We start from the raw sequence: 15,012 nt of genomic DNA, 5'->3' as shown, positions 1-15,012 counted from the left end.
TTGCTAATATCGAGTACGCATGCTTCATGCCGGATGCGGCGTAAACGCCTTATCCGGCCTACAAGATCCAAAGAAATCAGTAAATTGCAGCACACATTGTAGGCCTGATAAGCGTAGCGCATCAGGCCATTTCTCGTTGGTCATCACTTTTGAAATCAAACTTGACGATTAACGCTTCTCCCAGCCGCCCTGTTGTGCCGTAAACCCCAGCGCCTGCATAAACGCCGTCATCACGCCGCGATCTTCCACGCCTGCATCTGCCATCCACCAGCCTGAAACGCCAGGATTGTTACGCAAAACCTCTTCCAGCAGATATTGCCCCACACCGCGACGGCGGGTGACTTCCCGCACGCGCAGGGAATCCAGTGCCCCCTCGGTGCCGTTTAAGGTTACCCGCACGGCCGCGAGCAGGCGCTCGTTAAAACGCGCGGCGTAGATGCGGTGGTTATCGTCAACCTGTAAAGAGGAAGGGGAGTACTCCGGCCAGATCTTTTGCAGATCAATCCGGTCCTGGTCGCTAAAGTGTTCTAATCGAATGATGGTCAGCTTCATGGGGAACCCGTGTAAATCACAAAAGTGGAACCAGTGTAGCGAAATAATTTAATCGGAGGCTTTCTCTTTTTTATTTCTTTTGGCAGGTGATTAATTTTTTAACAGCAATAATTACAAATTAAAAACATTAGAGAATGAAAAATGTCCAGCATAATCCCCTGAATGGTAGTGAATTATTCCGCCCTTTGTACCGTTATTTTATGCTGACAACGGCGCTTTTTTCTGTTTATCTATCAATAAATTCAGAATATTATCTGTTCTTAATCGACTGAAAAATAGGGATTTTAATCGCTATTATCACAAAATACTGCGCTAAACCCTTAATCAGACAGGCAAAAACAGTGCAGTATAAAAAAAGTACAGTCTGATTTGTTAACACATAAAAACAAAGCAACACAACATCACGAATGGGGATTTTTGACTATGAAACGGAATGCGAAAACTATCATCGCAGGGATGATTGCACTGACAATTTCACACACCGCTATGGCCGACGATATTAAAGTTGCCGTTGTCGGCGCGATGTCCGGTCCGATTGCCCAGTGGGGCGATATGGAATTTAACGGCGCGCGTCAGGCGATTAAAGACATTAATGCCAAAGGGGGAATTAAAGGCGATAAGCTGGTGGGCGTGGAATATGACGACGCCTGCGACCCGAAACAAGCCGTTGCGGTCGCCAACAAAATCGTTAACGACGGCATTAAATACGTTATTGGTCATCTGTGTTCTTCTTCTACCCAACCTGCATCAGATATCTACGAAGATGAAGGTATTTTGATGATCTCGCCGGGGGCGACCAACCCGGAGCTGACTCAACGCGGTTATCAACACATCATGCGTACTGCCGGGCTGGACTCTTCCCAGGGGCCAACAGCGGCAAAATACATTCTTGAGACGGTGAAGCCCCAGCGCATCGCTATCATTCACGACAAACAACAGTATGGCGAAGGGCTGGCGCGTTCGGTGCAGGACGGATTGAAAGCAGCCAATGCCAACGTCGTCTTCTTCGACGGTATTACCGCTGGTGAGAAAGATTTCTCCGCGCTGATCGCCCGCCTGAAAAAAGAAAACATCGACTTCGTTTACTACGGCGGTTACTACCCGGAAATGGGGCAGATGCTGCGCCAGGCCCGTTCCGTTGGCCTGAAAACTCAGTTTATGGGGCCGGAAGGGGTGGGTAATGCGTCGCTGTCGAACATTGCTGGTGATGCCGCCGAAGGTATGTTGGTCACTATGCCAAAACGCTATGACCAGGACCCGGCAAACAAAGGCATCGTTGATGCGCTGAAAGGAGACAAGAAAGATCCGTCCGGGCCATATGTCTGGATCACCTACGCGGCGGTGCAATCTCTGGCGACTGCCCTTGAGCGTACCGGCAGCGATGAGCCGCTGGCGCTGGTGAAAGATTTAAAAGCTAACGGTGCAAACACCGTGATTGGGCCGCTGAACTGGGATGAAAAAGGCGATCTTAAGGGATTTGATTTTGGTGTCTTCCAGTGGCACGCCGACGGTTCATCGACGGCAGCCAAGTGATCATCCCACCGCCCGTGAAATGCGGGCGGTTTTAGAAAGGTTACCTTATGTCTGAGCAGTTTTTGTATTTCTTGCAGCAGATGTTTAACGGCGTCACGCTGGGCAGTACCTACGCGCTGATAGCCATCGGCTACACCATGGTTTACGGCATTATCGGCATGATCAACTTCGCCCACGGCGAGGTTTATATGATCGGCAGCTACGTCTCCTTTATGATCATCGCCGCACTGATGATGCTGGGCATTGATACCGGCTGGCTGCTGGTGGCGGCGGGATTCGTCGGCGCAATCGTCATTGCCAGCGCCTATGGCTGGAGTATCGAACGTGTGGCTTACCGCCCGGTGCGTAACTCTAAGCGCCTGATTGCGCTCATCTCGGCAATCGGCATGTCTATCTTCCTGCAAAACTACGTCAGCCTGACCGAAGGTTCGCGCGACGTGGCGCTACCCAGCCTGTTTAACGGTCAGTGGGTTGTGGGCCATAGTGAAAACTTCTCTGCCTCTATTACCACCATGCAGGCGGTGATCTGGATTGTTACCTTCCTCGCCATGTTGGCGCTGACAATTTTCATCCGCTATTCCCGCATGGGGCGCGCCTGTCGTGCTTGCGCGGAAGATCTGAAAATGGCGAGCCTGCTTGGCATCAACACTGACCGGGTGATTGCGCTGACCTTTGTGATTGGCGCGGCGATGGCGGCGGTGGCCGGCGTGTTGCTCGGTCAGTTCTATGGCGTAATTAACCCCTACATCGGCTTTATGGCCGGGATGAAAGCCTTTACCGCTGCGGTACTCGGTGGGATTGGCAGTATTCCTGGAGCGATGATTGGCGGCCTGATCCTGGGGATTGCGGAAGCGCTCTCTTCTGCCTATCTGAGTACGGAATATAAGGATGTGGTTTCATTTGCCCTGCTGATTCTGGTTCTGCTGGTGATGCCGACCGGTATTCTGGGTCGCCCGGAGGTAGAGAAAGTATGAAACCGATGCATATTGCAATGGCGCTGCTCTCTGCCGCCATGTTCTTTGTTCTCGCGGGCGTCTTTATGGGTGTGCAACTGGAGCTGGACGGCACCAAACTGGTGGTCGATACGGCTTCAGACATCCGATGGCAGTGGGTGTTTATTGGCACTGCGGTGGTCTTTTTCTTCCAGCTTGTGCGACCTGCGTTTCAGAAAGGGCTAAAAAGCGTTTCCGGGCCGAAGTTTATTCTGCCCGCGATTGATGGCTCCACGGTGAAGCAGAAACTGTTCCTCGTGGCGCTGCTGGTGCTTGCGGTGGCGTGGCCGTTTATGGTGTCGCGTGGGACGGTGGATATCGCCACTCTGACCATGATCTACATTATTCTCGGTCTCGGGCTGAACGTGGTTGTTGGTCTTTCTGGTCTGCTGGTGCTGGGATACGGCGGCTTTTACGCCATCGGCGCTTACACTTTTGCGCTGCTCAATCACTATTACGGTCTGGGCTTCTGGACCTGTCTGCCGATTGCCGGGTTGATGGCGGCGGCGGCGGGCTTCCTGCTCGGCTTCCCGGTGTTGCGTTTACGTGGCGACTATCTGGCGATCGTTACTCTCGGTTTCGGCGAAATTGTGCGCATATTGCTGCTCAATAACACGGAAATCACCGGCGGTCCGAACGGAATCAGTCAGATCCCGAAACCGACTCTCTTCGGACTCGAGTTCAGTCGCACCGCCCGCGAAGGCGGCTGGGATACGTTCAGCAATTTCTTTGGCCTGAAATACGACCCGTCCGATCGCGTCATCTTCCTCTACCTGGTGGCATTACTGTTGGTGGTGTTAAGCCTGTTTGTCATTAACCGCTTACTGCGAATGCCGCTGGGCCGCGCGTGGGAAGCGTTGCGTGAAGATGAAATCGCCTGTCGTTCGCTGGGCTTAAGTCCGCGTCGTATCAAGCTGACCGCTTTTACCATCAGTGCCGCGTTTGCCGGTTTTGCCGGAACGCTGTTCGCGGCGCGTCAGGGATTTGTCAGCCCGGAATCTTTCACCTTTGCCGAATCGGCGTTTGTGCTGGCGATAGTGGTGCTCGGCGGTATGGGCTCGCAATTTGCAGTGATTCTGGCGGCTGTTTTGCTGGTGGTATCGCGCGAGTTGATGCGTGATTTCAACGAATACAGCATGTTAATGCTCGGTGGTTTGATGGTGCTGATGATGATCTGGCGTCCGCAGGGCTTGCTGCCCATGACGCGCCCGCAACTCAAGCTGAAAAACGGCGCAGCGAAAGGAGAGCAGGCATGAGTCAGCCATTATTATCTGTTAACGGCCTGATGATGCGCTTCGGCGGCCTGCTGGCGGTGAATAACGTCAATCTTGAACTGTACCCGCAGGAGATCGTCTCGTTAATCGGCCCTAACGGTGCCGGAAAAACCACGGTTTTTAACTGCCTGACCGGTTTCTACAAACCCACCGGCGGCACTATTTTACTGCGCGATCAGCATCTGGAAGGTTTGCCCGGCCAGCATATCGCCCGCATGGGCGTGGTGCGCACCTTCCAGCATGTACGTCTGTTCCGTGAAATGACGGTGATTGAAAACCTGCTGGTGGCACAGCATCAGCAACTGAAAACCGGGCTGTTCTCCGGCCTGTTGAAAACACCCTCTTTCCGTCGCGCCCAGAGCGAAGCGCTCGACCGCGCCGCTACCTGGCTTGAGCGCATTGGTTTGTTGGAACATGCCAACCGTCAGGCGAGTAACCTGGCCTATGGTGACCAGCGCCGTCTGGAGATTGCCCGCTGTATGGTGACGCAACCGGAGATTTTAATGCTCGACGAACCGGCAGCAGGTCTTAACCCGAAAGAGACGAAAGAGCTGGATGAGCTGATTGCCGAACTGCGTAACCATCACAACACCACTATCTTGTTGATTGAACACGATATGAAGCTGGTGATGGGGATTTCAGACAGAATTTACGTGGTCAATCAGGGGACGCCGCTGGCAAACGGTACACCGGAGCAAATCCGTAATAACCCGGACGTGATCCGTGCCTATTTAGGTGAGGCATAAGATGGAAAAAGTCATGTTGTCCTTTGACAAAGTCAGCGCCCACTACGGCAAAATCCAGGCGCTGCATGAGGTGAGCCTGCATATCAATCAGGGCGAGATTGTCACCCTCATTGGCGCTAACGGGGCGGGGAAAACCACCTTGCTCGGCACATTATGCGGCGACCCGCGTGCCACCAGCGGGCGAATTGTGTTTGATGATAAAGACATTACCGACTGGCAGACGGCGAAAATCATGCGCGAAGCGGTGGCGATTGTCCCGGAAGGACGCCGCGTCTTCTCGCGGATGACGGTGGAAGAGAACCTGGCGATGGGCGGTTTTTTTGCTGAACGTGACCAGTTCCAGGAACGCATAAAGTGGGTGTATGAACTGTTTCCACGTCTGCATGAGCGCCGTGTTCAGCGAGCGGGCACTATGTCTGGCGGTGAACAGCAGATGCTGGCGATTGGTCGCGCTTTGATGAGTAACCCGCGTTTGCTACTGCTTGATGAGCCATCGCTCGGTCTTGCGCCGATTATCATCCAGCAAATTTTCGACACCATCGAGCAGCTGCGCGAGCAGGGGATGACCATCTTCCTCGTCGAGCAGAACGCCAACCAGGCGCTGAAGCTCGCTGATCGCGGCTACGTGCTGGAAAACGGTCATGTGGTGCTCTCCGATACCGGCGATGCGCTGCTGGCAAACGAAGCGGTGAGAAGTGCGTATTTAGGCGGGTAAATTATCGAATACCCGGCAGCCAGCTTCTGCCGGGTTCTTCGTCCGTATACAGACTTGTTTCAACTGACCGGGAGGATTAAAACCAGACCACTTATTTGCCACGGAAAGGTTCCCTCCCATGCATTATGCCGTTGTCGTCATGCTTGAACTGCTTTGCTGTATTCACGCTTATCGCTCCGGACAAGAGCGATACTGGATTTTTATTATCTTCTGTTTTCCGGTGATTGGCTGCGTGGCGTATTTCGTCATGGTTATGCTGCCTGAAACGGGCGCTGACCGTCACGGGCGTACTTTGCTGATGCGCCTGCAGGACAAAATCAGCCCGGAACGCCACCTGCACAAATTAACCGAAGAGCTGGCGATTGCCGAGACCAATCAAAACCATTATGCGTTAGCTAACGAACTGGCGCGCCTTGGGCGTTATCACGAAGCCGTTCCCCATTATCAGCAGGCGTTAAGCGGAATTTTCGCCCATGAAGCGGTAATGATGTTAAGCCTGGCGCAGGCGCAATTTGCTATTCAGGAGTTCACCGCCTGTCAGCAGACGCTGGAAGATGTGATGCGTTATAACCCCGATTTTCAGTCGGCAGACGGGCATTTGTTATTTGCCAGAGCGTTAGCCGCACAAGAAAAATACGCTGATGCGGAAAGCGAGTTTGAGGTGCTTGTTTCTTATTACCCCGGCCCGCAGGCACGTATTTACTATGCGGAAATGTTGGCGAAAATGAGTCGGTTACGTGAAGCCAACGAGCAGTATGTTGCTGTAGTTGATACGGCTAAACGCTCAAGACCTCATTATAGAAAACACCACCGGGAATGGATTAAGACCGCCAATGAACGGCTGAAGCAGAGTGTGGTGCAATGAAAATCTTCTTTGCCGTTAGACCAGTGTCGCGGCAATCTTTTGTTAAAATTGAAAAATGTAGCTCTCATCGGGCAGCAAAACTGGACGCAGAATTTGCTGCCATTTTTGCTCTTCATGGTAAGGGGTTCTGGCGATTAGCTGGCCGTTAATCGCCTCTTTTCAGTGCATTCTCGGGATATCCGTGCCCCATCTCCCAATTTCCCTCACCCACGCCGTCACTGCCTTGTCATCTTTCTGACACCTTACTATCTTAAAAATGTAACAAAAAAGTTATTTTTCTGTAATTCGAGCATGTCATGTTACCCCGCGAGCATAAAACGCGTGAATTCGCGCATTCGGTACAACAAGAGAGATAAACGATGAAACCGTTACATTATACAGCTTCAGCACTGGCGCTCGGACTGGCGTTAATGGGGAATGCACAGGCAGTGACGACCATTCCGTTCTGGCATTCTATGGAAGGGGAACTGGGTAAAGAGGTGGATTCTCTGGCTCAACGTTTTAACGCCGAAAACCCGGATTACAAAATTGTACCGACCTATAAAGGCAACTACGAACAGAATTTAAGTGCGGGGATTGCCGCATTTCGTACCGGCAACGCGCCGGCTATTTTGCAGGTTTATGAAGTTGGCACCGCCACCATGATGGCGTCGAAAGCCATTAAACCGGTATATGACGTGTTTAAAGAGGCGGGGATTCAATTCGATGAGTCGCAGTTTGTGCCGACGGTTTCAGGCTACTACTCCGACAGCAAAACCGGCCACTTACTCTCCCAGCCGTTCAACAGCTCGACTCCCGTTCTCTATTACAACAAAGACGCCTTCAAGAAAGCGGGATTAGACCCGGAACAGCCGCCGAAAACCTGGCAGGATCTGGCAGACTATGCCGCGAAACTGAAAGCCTCCGGTATGAAGTGCGGCTACGCCAGCGGCTGGCAGGGCTGGATCCAACTGGAAAACTTTAGCGCCTGGAACGGTCTGCCGTTTGCCAGCAAAAACAACGGCTTTGACGGCACGGACGCGGTGCTTGAGTTCAACAAGCCGGAGCAGGTGAAACACATCGCCATGCTCGAAGAGATGAACAAGAAGGGCGATTTCAGTTACGTCGGGCGTAAGGATGAATCCACCGAGAAGTTCTATAACGGTGATTGCGCGATGACGACCGCCTCTTCGGGTTCTCTTGCCAACATTCGCGAGTACGCCAAATTCAACTACGGCGTAGGCATGATGCCGTACGACGCCGATGCGAAAGATGCGCCACAAAACGCCATTATCGGCGGGGCCAGCCTGTGGGTGATGCAGGGCAAAGATAAAGAAACTTACACCGGCGTGGCGAAGTTTCTCGACTTCCTCGCGAAGCCAGAAAACGCTGCCGAGTGGCATCAGAAAACCGGTTATCTGCCAATTACCAAAGCGGCGTATGACCTGACCCGTGAGCAGGGCTTTTATGAGAAAAACCCAGGGGCGGATACTGCGACGCGTCAGATGCTGAACAAGCCGCCGTTGCCGTTCACCAAAGGGCTGCGTCTGGGCAATATGCCGCAGATCCGCGTGATTGTGGATGAAGAGCTGGAAAGCGTGTGGACTGGTAAGAAGACGCCACAGCAGGCGCTGGATACCGCTGTTGAGCGTGGGAACCAGTTACTGCGCCGCTTTGAGAAATCTACGAAGTCTTAATCAGTGAAATGTCGGATGCGTTTCGCTTATCTGACCTGGCATCGCGTGTAGGCCGGATAAGCGAAGCGCATCCGGCACAGTTCAGGAATTAACTGTAATGTCATCATCCCGTCCGGTGTTCCGCTCGCGCTGGCTGCCTTATTTGCTGGTCGCGCCGCAGCTTATCATCACCGTTATCTTTTTTATCTGGCCTGCGGGCGAAGCGTTGTGGTACTCGCTACAAAGCGTCGATCCATTTGGCTTTTCCAGCCAGTTTGTCGGCCTGGATAACTTCGTCACGCTGTTTCATGACAGCTACTATCTCGACTCCTTCTGGACGACGATAAAATTCAGCACCTTTGTCACCGTCAGCGGTTTGCTGGTGTCGCTGTTCTTCGCGGCGCTGGTGGAGTACATCGTGCGCGGCAGCCGTTTCTATCAAACCTTAATGCTGCTGCCGTATGCCGTGGCTCCCGCCGTTGCCGCCGTATTGTGGATCTTCCTGTTTAACCCTGGTCGCGGGCTGATCACTCATTTTCTCGCTGAGTTCGGCTATGACTGGAACCATGCGCAAAACAGCGGTCAGGCAATGTTCCTGGTGGTGTTTGCCTCAGTATGGAAGCAAATCAGCTACAACTTTCTGTTCTTCTATGCCGCGCTGCAATCCATTCCCCGTTCGTTGATTGAAGCCGCAGCCATCGACGGTGCAGGCCCGATTCGCCGCTTCTTTAAGATTGCGCTGCCGCTGATTGCGCCGGTGAGTTTCTTCCTGCTGGTGGTGAACCTGGTGTACGCCTTCTTCGATACCTTCCCGGTGATCGACGCCGCCACGTCCGGCGGACCAGTACAGGCCACCACGACGCTGATTTATAAGATCTACCGCGAAGGCTTTACCGGGCTGGATCTGGCTTCGTCTGCCGCGCAGTCGGTGGTGTTGATGTTCCTCGTCATCGTGCTGACGGTGGTGCAGTTCCGCTATGTTGAAAGCAAGGTGCGTTACCAATGATTGAGAACCGTACGTGGCTGACAATATTCAGCCATACCATGCTGATCCTCGGGATCGCGGTGATCCTCTTCCCGCTGTACGTGGCGTTTGTCGCGGCGACGCTGGATAAACAAGCCGTCTACGCCGCGCCGATGACGCTCATCCCCGGCACGCATCTGCTGGAAAACATCCACAACATCTGGGTGAACGGGGTAGGCACGAATAGCGCGCCGTTCTGGCGGATGTTGCTTAACAGCTTTGTGATGGCGTTCAGCATTACGCTCGGCAAAATTACCGTCTCGATGCTCTCGGCCTTTGCCATTGTCTGGTTTCGTTTTCCGCTGCGTAACCTCTTCTTCTGGATGATTTTTATCACCCTGATGCTGCCGGTTGAAGTGCGTATCTTCCCGACGGTAGAAGTCATCGCCAACCTGAACATGTTCGACAGCTACGCAGGTTTAACGCTGCCGCTGATGGCCTCGGCGACCGCCACGTTTCTGTTTCGCCAGTTCTTTATGACCCTACCGGATGAACTGGTGGAAGCCGCGCGGATCGACGGCGCGTCGCCAATGCGTTTCTTTTGCGACATCGTTTTTCCGCTGTCCAAAACTAATCTGGCGGCGCTGTTTGTGATCACCTTTATTTACGGCTGGAACCAGTATTTGTGGCCGTTGTTGATTATTACCGATGTTGATCTCGGCACCACCGTGGCAGGGATTAAAGGGATGATCGCCACAGGCGAAGGCACAACGGAATGGAACTCGGTGATGGCGGCGATGTTGTTAACCCTGATCCCACCAGTAGTGATTGTTTTAGTGATGCAGCGTGCCTTCGTGCGTGGCCTGGTCGATAGTGAGAAATAAGATGGCAGGACTGAAATTACAGGCAGTAACCAAAAGCTGGGATGGCAAAACCCAGGTCATTAAACCGCTGACCCTTGATGTGGCGGATGGCGAATTTATAGTGATGGTCGGGCCGTCTGGCTGCGGGAAATCCACGCTGCTGCGCATGGTTGCCGGGCTGGAGCGGGTCACCGAAGGCGATATCTGGATTAACGACCAACGCGTGACCGAAATGGAGCCGAAAGATCGCGGGATTGCGATGGTGTTCCAGAACTACGCTCTTTATCCGCATATGAGTGTCGAAGAAAACATGGCGTGGGGGCTGAAAATTCGCGGCATGGGCAAGCAACAAATTGCCGAACGTGTTAAAGAAGCGGCGCGTATTCTGGAGCTGGATGGCCTGCTCAAGCGTCGTCCGCGTGAGCTTTCTGGCGGTCAGCGTCAGCGTGTAGCGATGGGCCGCGCGATTGTGCGCGATCCGGCGGTGTTCCTGTTTGATGAGCCGCTCTCTAACCTCGATGCCAAGCTGCGCGTGCAGATGCGCCTTGAGCTGCAACAACTGCACCGTCGCCTGAAAACGACTTCACTCTACGTTACTCACGATCAGGTTGAGGCGATGACGCTCGCTCAGCGGGTTATGGTGATGAACGGCGGCGTTGCCGAACAGATTGGCACGCCAGTTGAAGTCTACGAAAAGCCCGCCACTCTGTTTGTGGCGAGTTTTATCGGCAGTCCGGCGATGAACCTGCTGACAGGCCGCGTGAATAACGAAGGCACGCATTTCGAACTGGATGGCGGTATCGCGCTACCGCTAAACGGTGGCTACCGTCAGTATGCCGGGCGTAAAATGACTCTTGGCATTCGCCCGGAACATATTGCGTTAAGCTCGCAGGCAGAAGGCGGCATACCGCTGGTGATGGACACGCTGGAGATCCTCGGCGCAGATAACCTGGCGCACGGACGCTGGGGCGAACAGAAGCTGGTGGTGCGACTGGCGCATCAGGAGCGCCCGACGGCAGGCAGCACGCTGTGGCTGCATCTGCCGGAAAATCAGCTACATCTTTTTGATGGTGAAACAGGACAACGAGTATGAGTAACTGGCCTTATCCCCGCATTGTCGCCCACCGTGGCGGCGGTAAGCTGGCCCCGGAAAACACCCTGGCGGCAATCGACGTTGGGGCAAAATACGGTCATAAGATGATCGAATTTGACGCGAAGTTATCGAAAGATGGCGAGATCTTCCTGCTGCATGACGACAATCTTGAGCGTACCAGCAATGGTTGGGGCGTCGCGGGCGAACTGAACTGGCAGGATTTACTGCGCGTGGATGCGGGCAGTTGGTACAGCAAAGCGTTTAAAGGTGAGCCGCTGCCGTTGCTTTCGCAGGTGGCGGAACGCTGCCGTGAACATGGGATGATGGCAAATATTGAAATCAAACCCACCACTGGCACTGGTCCATTAACGGGTAAAATGGTATCGCTGGCGGCAAGCGAACTGTGGGCTGGTATGACGCCGCCGCTGCTGTCATCGTTTGAGATTGATGCTTTAGAAGCCGCGCAACAGGCTGCACCGGAACTGCCGCGCGGTTTGTTGCTGGATGAGTGGCGCGACGACTGGCGCGAACTGACCACGCGGCTGGGCTGCGTCTCTATTCATCTCAATCATAAGTTGCTCGATAAAGCGCGAGTGATGCAGTTGAAAGACGCTGGATTACGGATTCTGGTTTATACCGTCAACAAACCCCAGCGCGCGGCAGAGTTGCTGCGCTGGGGCGTGGATTGCATCTGTACCGATGCGATTGATGTTATTGGCCCGAACTTTACGGCCCAATAGTTTTCAACGGAATATCAGGCTGCGGCGTGCTGGGCTGATTCAGCATGTCGCCGTTTCTCCTCTCCGGCAACATATGCTGCTGATTCAACGAACTATCCGGATTACGGTTGCTGTTTAACATCCCGCCGTTGGTGTTGGGCAGCATTTGCTGCCGGGCGGGATTTAGCTCCCCCGGCTGTGACTGCAATACCCGCTGCGAGTTGCTATTAAGCTGATTTTCTAAATGCTGCTGTTGCAACTGCGTTTGCGTTTTCAGTTGCTGATTCAGCATCCCTTTTTGCTGGATTTGCTGCGTTTGCATTTGAGTTTGCATTCGCTGCTGGCTGGGGATCTGATATCCCGGTTGGTTGGGGTTATTCAGAGTATTAATGGGCTGTGCAAAGCCGACAAACGGCAGGAGTGCCGTCAAAAGCAGAAGTCGTTTCATCGCGTATCCTCCTCTGAAGATATTCTTTAAGTTTACTCCTTTCCTGCAATCATCAGGATTAATTCAGAGTTATATACCAGGCTTAGCTGGGGTTGCCCCTTAATCTCTGGAGTATAACGATGATAAAACCGACGTTTTTACGCCGGGTGGCTATTGCTGCTCTGCTCACAGGAAGTTGTTTTAGTGCTGTCGCCGCGCCACCTGCGCCGCCGCCAGTCTCGTATGGCGTGGAGGAGGATGTCTTCCATCCGGTACGCGCGAAGCAGGGGATGGTAGCATCTGTGGACGCCACTGCCACTCAGGTGGGGGTAGATATCCTTAAGCAGGGCGGGAATGCCGTTGATGCTGCCGTGGCAGTGGGCTACGCGCTGGCGGTAACGCATCCGCAGGCAGGGAATCTGGGCGGCGGCGGTTTTATGCTGATCCGCACTAAAGATGGCAATACCACCGCCATCGATTTCCGCGAAATGGCACCCGCCAAAGCGACCCGCGATATGTTCCTTGATGATCAGGGCAACCCGGACAGCAAAAAATCTCTCACTTCGCATCTTGCTTCTGGCACACCCGGTACGGTAGCGGGCTTCTCGTTGGCGCTGGAGAAATACGGCACCATGCCGCTGAACAAAGTTGTGCAGCCTGCGTTTAAACTGGCACGCGATGGTTTTATCGTTAACGATGCGCTGGCAGACGATCTCAAAACCTACGGCAGTGAAGTGCTACCAAATCACGAAAACAGCAAAGCTATCTTCTGGAAAGAGGGCGAACCGCTGAAAAAGGGCGACAAGCTGGTACAGACGAATCTGGCAAAGAGCCTGGAGATGATTGCCGAAAACGGCCCGGATGAATTCTACAAAGGCACGATAGCGGAACAGATCGCCCTGGAGATGCAGAAAAACGGTGGCTTGATCACTAAAGAAGATTTAGCGGCCTATAAAGCGGTCGAACGTACACCAATAAGTGGCGATTATCGCGGGTATCAGGTTTACTCCATGCCACCGCCATCCTCCGGCGGGATCCATATCGTACAGATCCTCAATATTCTGGAAAACTTCGATATGCAGAAATACGGCTTTGGCAGCGCCGACGCGATGCAAATCATGGCAGAAGCGGAGAAACATGCCTACGCCGATCGCTCGGAATATCTTGGCGACCCGGATTTTGTCAAAGTACCGTGGCAGGCGCTGACCAATAAAGCCTATGCCAAATCTATTGCCGATCAAATCGATATCAATAAAGCGAAGCCATCCAGCGAAATTCGCCCCGGCAAGCTTGCGCCTTATGAGAGTAATCAAACTACCCATTACTCTGTAGTGGATAAAGACGGTAACGCGGTGGCGGTGACCTATACGCTGAACACCACCTTCGGTACGGGTATTGTCGCGGGCGAGAGCGGTATTCTGCTTAATAATCAGATGGATGATTTCTCCGCAAAACCGGGCGTACCGAACGTTTACGGGCTGGTGGGCGGCGATGCCAACGCCGTCGGGCCGAATAAACGCCCGCTGTCGTCGATGTCACCAACCATTGTGGTCAAGGATGGTAAAACCTGGCTGGTCACCGGAAGCCCAGGCGGTAGCCGGATTATCACCACTGTGCTGCAAATGGTGGTGAACAGCATCGATTATGGCATGAATGTCGCCGAAGCGACCAATGCGCCGCGTTTCCACCATCAGTGGTTGCCGGACGAGCTGCGTGTCGAGAAAGGATTTAGCCCGGATACGCTCAAGCTGCTGGAAGCAAAAGGTCAGAAAGTGGCGCTAAAAGAGGCGATGGGCAGTACGCAAAGTATTATGGTTGGGCCGGACGGTGAGTTATACGGCGCTTCCGACCCACGTTCGGTAGATGATTTAACGGCCGGGTATTAATATCTTAAGCCCTCTCCCGGTAGGTGAGGGCTTTTAGATTACAAATTCTCTATTTCACCCGCGCCATATAATACGCATCGACATATTCGCCATTACGAAAAGCGTAATTTTTGCCGGTACCTTCTATGAGAAATCCGAATTTTTTATAGACTGCGATTGCTGGGGCGTTATCCGCAAACACCGTCAACTCAATACGATCTATCCGTAACCAGTTGTCGCACATTTCAATCAATTCGCGGATCAGGGCGCTGGCGATGCCACGGTTGTGCCAGCGGGAGTCAACACAGATACCAAAAGTTGCAACATGACTGCGACGTGGGCCTTGATAAGCTTCCACGAAAAGATGACCCACCACGATACTATCAATGCAGGCAACCAGTTGTTTAAATCCCTGGCGATCTTTCAATCTTTCTGGCCACCAGCCTTCCGAAGGATGAGGTAGTTGTAGCGTGTTGTAATACACCTCCGGCTGGGCGTGAATTTGCCTGATGGCCTCGTTATCCCGTGTTTCTGCGTGGCGTATTACTATCTCACTCATTCCTTTGTCCTCTTTGGGGTAAATGTCCCTTTCAACATCATTGACTTTCACATACGAGTCAAATGCATTTTTTTGCAAAAAGTGTTGGACAAGTGCGAATGAGAATGATTATTATTGTCTCGCGATCAGGAAGACCCTCGCGGAGAACCTGAAAGCACGACATTGCTCACATTGCTTCCAGTATTACTTA

15 protein-coding genes are annotated in these 15,012 nt (G+C 53.1%); 12 read left to right on the top strand and 3 right to left on the bottom strand.

Translation table 11 applies throughout. From position 1 onward, the window contains the following. Window positions 1-168: 168 nt before the first annotated feature. On the bottom strand, window positions 169-552 hold the full coding sequence (gene panM / locus BEB54_RS12735; protein ID WP_000778764.1) for an aspartate 1-decarboxylase autocleavage activator PanM: 384 nt from the start codon (window positions 550-552) through the stop codon (window positions 169-171). Window positions 553-975: 423 nt separating this feature from the next. Between panM and livK the strand changes: the two genes are divergently transcribed. The 11 genes from livK to ugpQ all read left to right on the top strand — a co-directional run bounded on the left by livK (window position 976) and on the right by ugpQ (window position 11,992). Next, complete coding sequence (gene livK / locus BEB54_RS12730) at window positions 976-2,085, top strand: high-affinity branched-chain amino acid ABC transporter substrate-binding protein LivK (protein WP_088542095.1); 1,110 nt, start codon at window positions 976-978, stop codon at window positions 2,083-2,085. Window positions 2,086-2,132: 47 nt separating this feature from the next. Further along, a complete protein-coding gene (gene livH, locus BEB54_RS12725) occupies window positions 2,133-3,059 on the top strand; it encodes a high-affinity branched-chain amino acid ABC transporter permease LivH (protein ID WP_001295097.1) in 927 nt (308 codons plus the stop codon). Next, window positions 3,056-4,333: a branched chain amino acid ABC transporter permease LivM gene (livM, locus tag BEB54_RS12720; RefSeq protein ID WP_001539986.1), complete on the top strand. Its 1,278-nt coding sequence runs from the start codon at window positions 3,056-3,058 to the stop codon at window positions 4,331-4,333. The genes livH and livM overlap by 4 nt, the downstream gene beginning before the upstream one ends. Further along, the gene (livG, locus tag BEB54_RS12715) at window positions 4,330-5,097 is read left to right on the top strand and encodes a high-affinity branched-chain amino acid ABC transporter ATP-binding protein LivG (RefSeq protein ID WP_105277435.1); all 768 of its coding nucleotides are present in this window, start codon (window positions 4,330-4,332) and stop codon (window positions 5,095-5,097) included. The genes livM and livG overlap by 4 nt, the downstream gene beginning before the upstream one ends. A 1-nt stretch (window position 5,098) precedes the next feature. Then, complete coding sequence (gene livF / locus BEB54_RS12710) at window positions 5,099-5,812, top strand: high-affinity branched-chain amino acid ABC transporter ATP-binding protein LivF (protein ID WP_000416895.1); 714 nt, start codon at window positions 5,099-5,101, stop codon at window positions 5,810-5,812. 118 nt (window positions 5,813-5,930) lie between these two features. After that, window positions 5,931-6,677 (top strand): tetratricopeptide repeat protein, encoded by a 747-nt coding sequence (locus BEB54_RS12705; protein ID WP_105277436.1) that lies wholly within the window; start codon window positions 5,931-5,933, stop codon window positions 6,675-6,677. A gap of 359 nt (window positions 6,678-7,036) precedes the next feature. Then, the gene (ugpB, locus tag BEB54_RS12700) at window positions 7,037-8,353 is read left to right on the top strand and encodes a sn-glycerol-3-phosphate ABC transporter substrate-binding protein UgpB (RefSeq protein WP_000803190.1); all 1,317 of its coding nucleotides are present in this window, start codon (window positions 7,037-7,039) and stop codon (window positions 8,351-8,353) included. Window positions 8,354-8,450: 97 nt separating this feature from the next. After that, entirely contained in the window at window positions 8,451-9,338 is an 888-nt protein-coding gene (gene ugpA, locus BEB54_RS12695) for a sn-glycerol-3-phosphate ABC transporter permease UgpA (protein ID WP_000099289.1), read from the top strand. Continuing rightward, complete coding sequence (gene ugpE, locus BEB54_RS12690) at window positions 9,335-10,180, top strand: sn-glycerol-3-phosphate ABC transporter permease UgpE (RefSeq protein WP_105277437.1); 846 nt, start codon at window positions 9,335-9,337, stop codon at window positions 10,178-10,180. The genes ugpA and ugpE overlap by 4 nt, the downstream gene beginning before the upstream one ends. Window position 10,181: 1 nt before the next feature. Next, entirely contained in the window at window positions 10,182-11,252 is a 1,071-nt protein-coding gene (ugpC, locus tag BEB54_RS12685) for a sn-glycerol 3-phosphate ABC transporter ATP binding protein UgpC (protein WP_000907803.1), read from the top strand. Beyond that, window positions 11,249-11,992, top strand: a complete 744-nt coding sequence (gene ugpQ, locus BEB54_RS12680; protein ID WP_105277438.1) for a glycerophosphodiester phosphodiesterase — start codon at window positions 11,249-11,251, stop codon at window positions 11,990-11,992. Before ugpC ends, ugpQ begins: the two co-directional genes overlap by 4 nt. Here the strand turns inward: ugpQ and BEB54_RS12675 are convergent. Beyond that, window positions 11,979-12,419, bottom strand: a complete 441-nt coding sequence (locus BEB54_RS12675; RefSeq protein WP_000826138.1) for a DUF2756 family protein — start codon at window positions 12,417-12,419, stop codon at window positions 11,979-11,981. The genes ugpQ and BEB54_RS12675 overlap by 14 nt on opposite strands. Window positions 12,420-12,538: 119 nt before the next feature. Here BEB54_RS12675 and ggt point away from each other — a divergent pair, with 119 nt between their 5' ends. Next, window positions 12,539-14,284, top strand: coding sequence for a gamma-glutamyltransferase (gene ggt, locus BEB54_RS12670; protein WP_000595123.1), 1,746 nt, complete (start codon window positions 12,539-12,541; stop codon window positions 14,282-14,284). 49 nt (window positions 14,285-14,333) lie between these two features. Here the strand turns inward: ggt and yhhY are convergent, their stop codons facing one another. Further along, window positions 14,334-14,822 (bottom strand): N-acetyltransferase, encoded by a 489-nt coding sequence (gene yhhY, locus BEB54_RS12665; RefSeq protein ID WP_105277439.1) that lies wholly within the window; start codon window positions 14,820-14,822, stop codon window positions 14,334-14,336. Window positions 14,823-15,012: the final 190 nt, after the last annotated feature.

It is taken from the genome of Escherichia sp. MOD1-EC6021, assembly GCF_002965245.1.
GTDB lineage: Bacteria > Pseudomonadota > Gammaproteobacteria > Enterobacterales > Enterobacteriaceae > Escherichia > Escherichia coli_F.
The sequence above is the reverse complement of the archived record's forward strand: the minus strand, read 5'-3'. Positions and strand labels throughout refer to the sequence as shown.

Coding starts and splice junctions, on each gene's coding strand:
- livK (WP_088542095.1), top strand. CDS start 976: ATGAAACGGAATGCGAAAACTATCATCGCAGGGATGATTGCACTGACA.
- livF (WP_000416895.1), top strand. CDS start 5,099: ATGGAAAAAGTCATGTTGTCCTTTGACAAAGTCAGCGCCCACTACGGC.
- yhhY (WP_105277439.1), bottom strand. CDS start 14,822: ATGAGTGAGATAGTAATACGCCACGCAGAAACACGGGATAACGAGGCC.
- ugpA (WP_000099289.1), top strand. CDS start 8,451: ATGTCATCATCCCGTCCGGTGTTCCGCTCGCGCTGGCTGCCTTATTTG.
- ugpC (WP_000907803.1), top strand. CDS start 10,182: ATGGCAGGACTGAAATTACAGGCAGTAACCAAAAGCTGGGATGGCAAA.
- ugpB (WP_000803190.1), top strand. CDS start 7,037: ATGAAACCGTTACATTATACAGCTTCAGCACTGGCGCTCGGACTGGCG.
- BEB54_RS12705 (WP_105277436.1), top strand. CDS start 5,931: ATGCATTATGCCGTTGTCGTCATGCTTGAACTGCTTTGCTGTATTCAC.
- ugpE (WP_105277437.1), top strand. CDS start 9,335: ATGATTGAGAACCGTACGTGGCTGACAATATTCAGCCATACCATGCTG.
- ugpQ (WP_105277438.1), top strand. CDS start 11,249: ATGAGTAACTGGCCTTATCCCCGCATTGTCGCCCACCGTGGCGGCGGT.
- ggt (WP_000595123.1), top strand. CDS start 12,539: ATGATAAAACCGACGTTTTTACGCCGGGTGGCTATTGCTGCTCTGCTC.
- livG (WP_105277435.1), top strand. CDS start 4,330: ATGAGTCAGCCATTATTATCTGTTAACGGCCTGATGATGCGCTTCGGC.
- livH (WP_001295097.1), top strand. CDS start 2,133: ATGTCTGAGCAGTTTTTGTATTTCTTGCAGCAGATGTTTAACGGCGTC.
- livM (WP_001539986.1), top strand. CDS start 3,056: ATGAAACCGATGCATATTGCAATGGCGCTGCTCTCTGCCGCCATGTTC.
- panM (WP_000778764.1), bottom strand. CDS start 552: ATGAAGCTGACCATCATTCGATTAGAACACTTTAGCGACCAGGACCGG.
- BEB54_RS12675 (WP_000826138.1), bottom strand. CDS start 12,419: ATGAAACGACTTCTGCTTTTGACGGCACTCCTGCCGTTTGTCGGCTTT.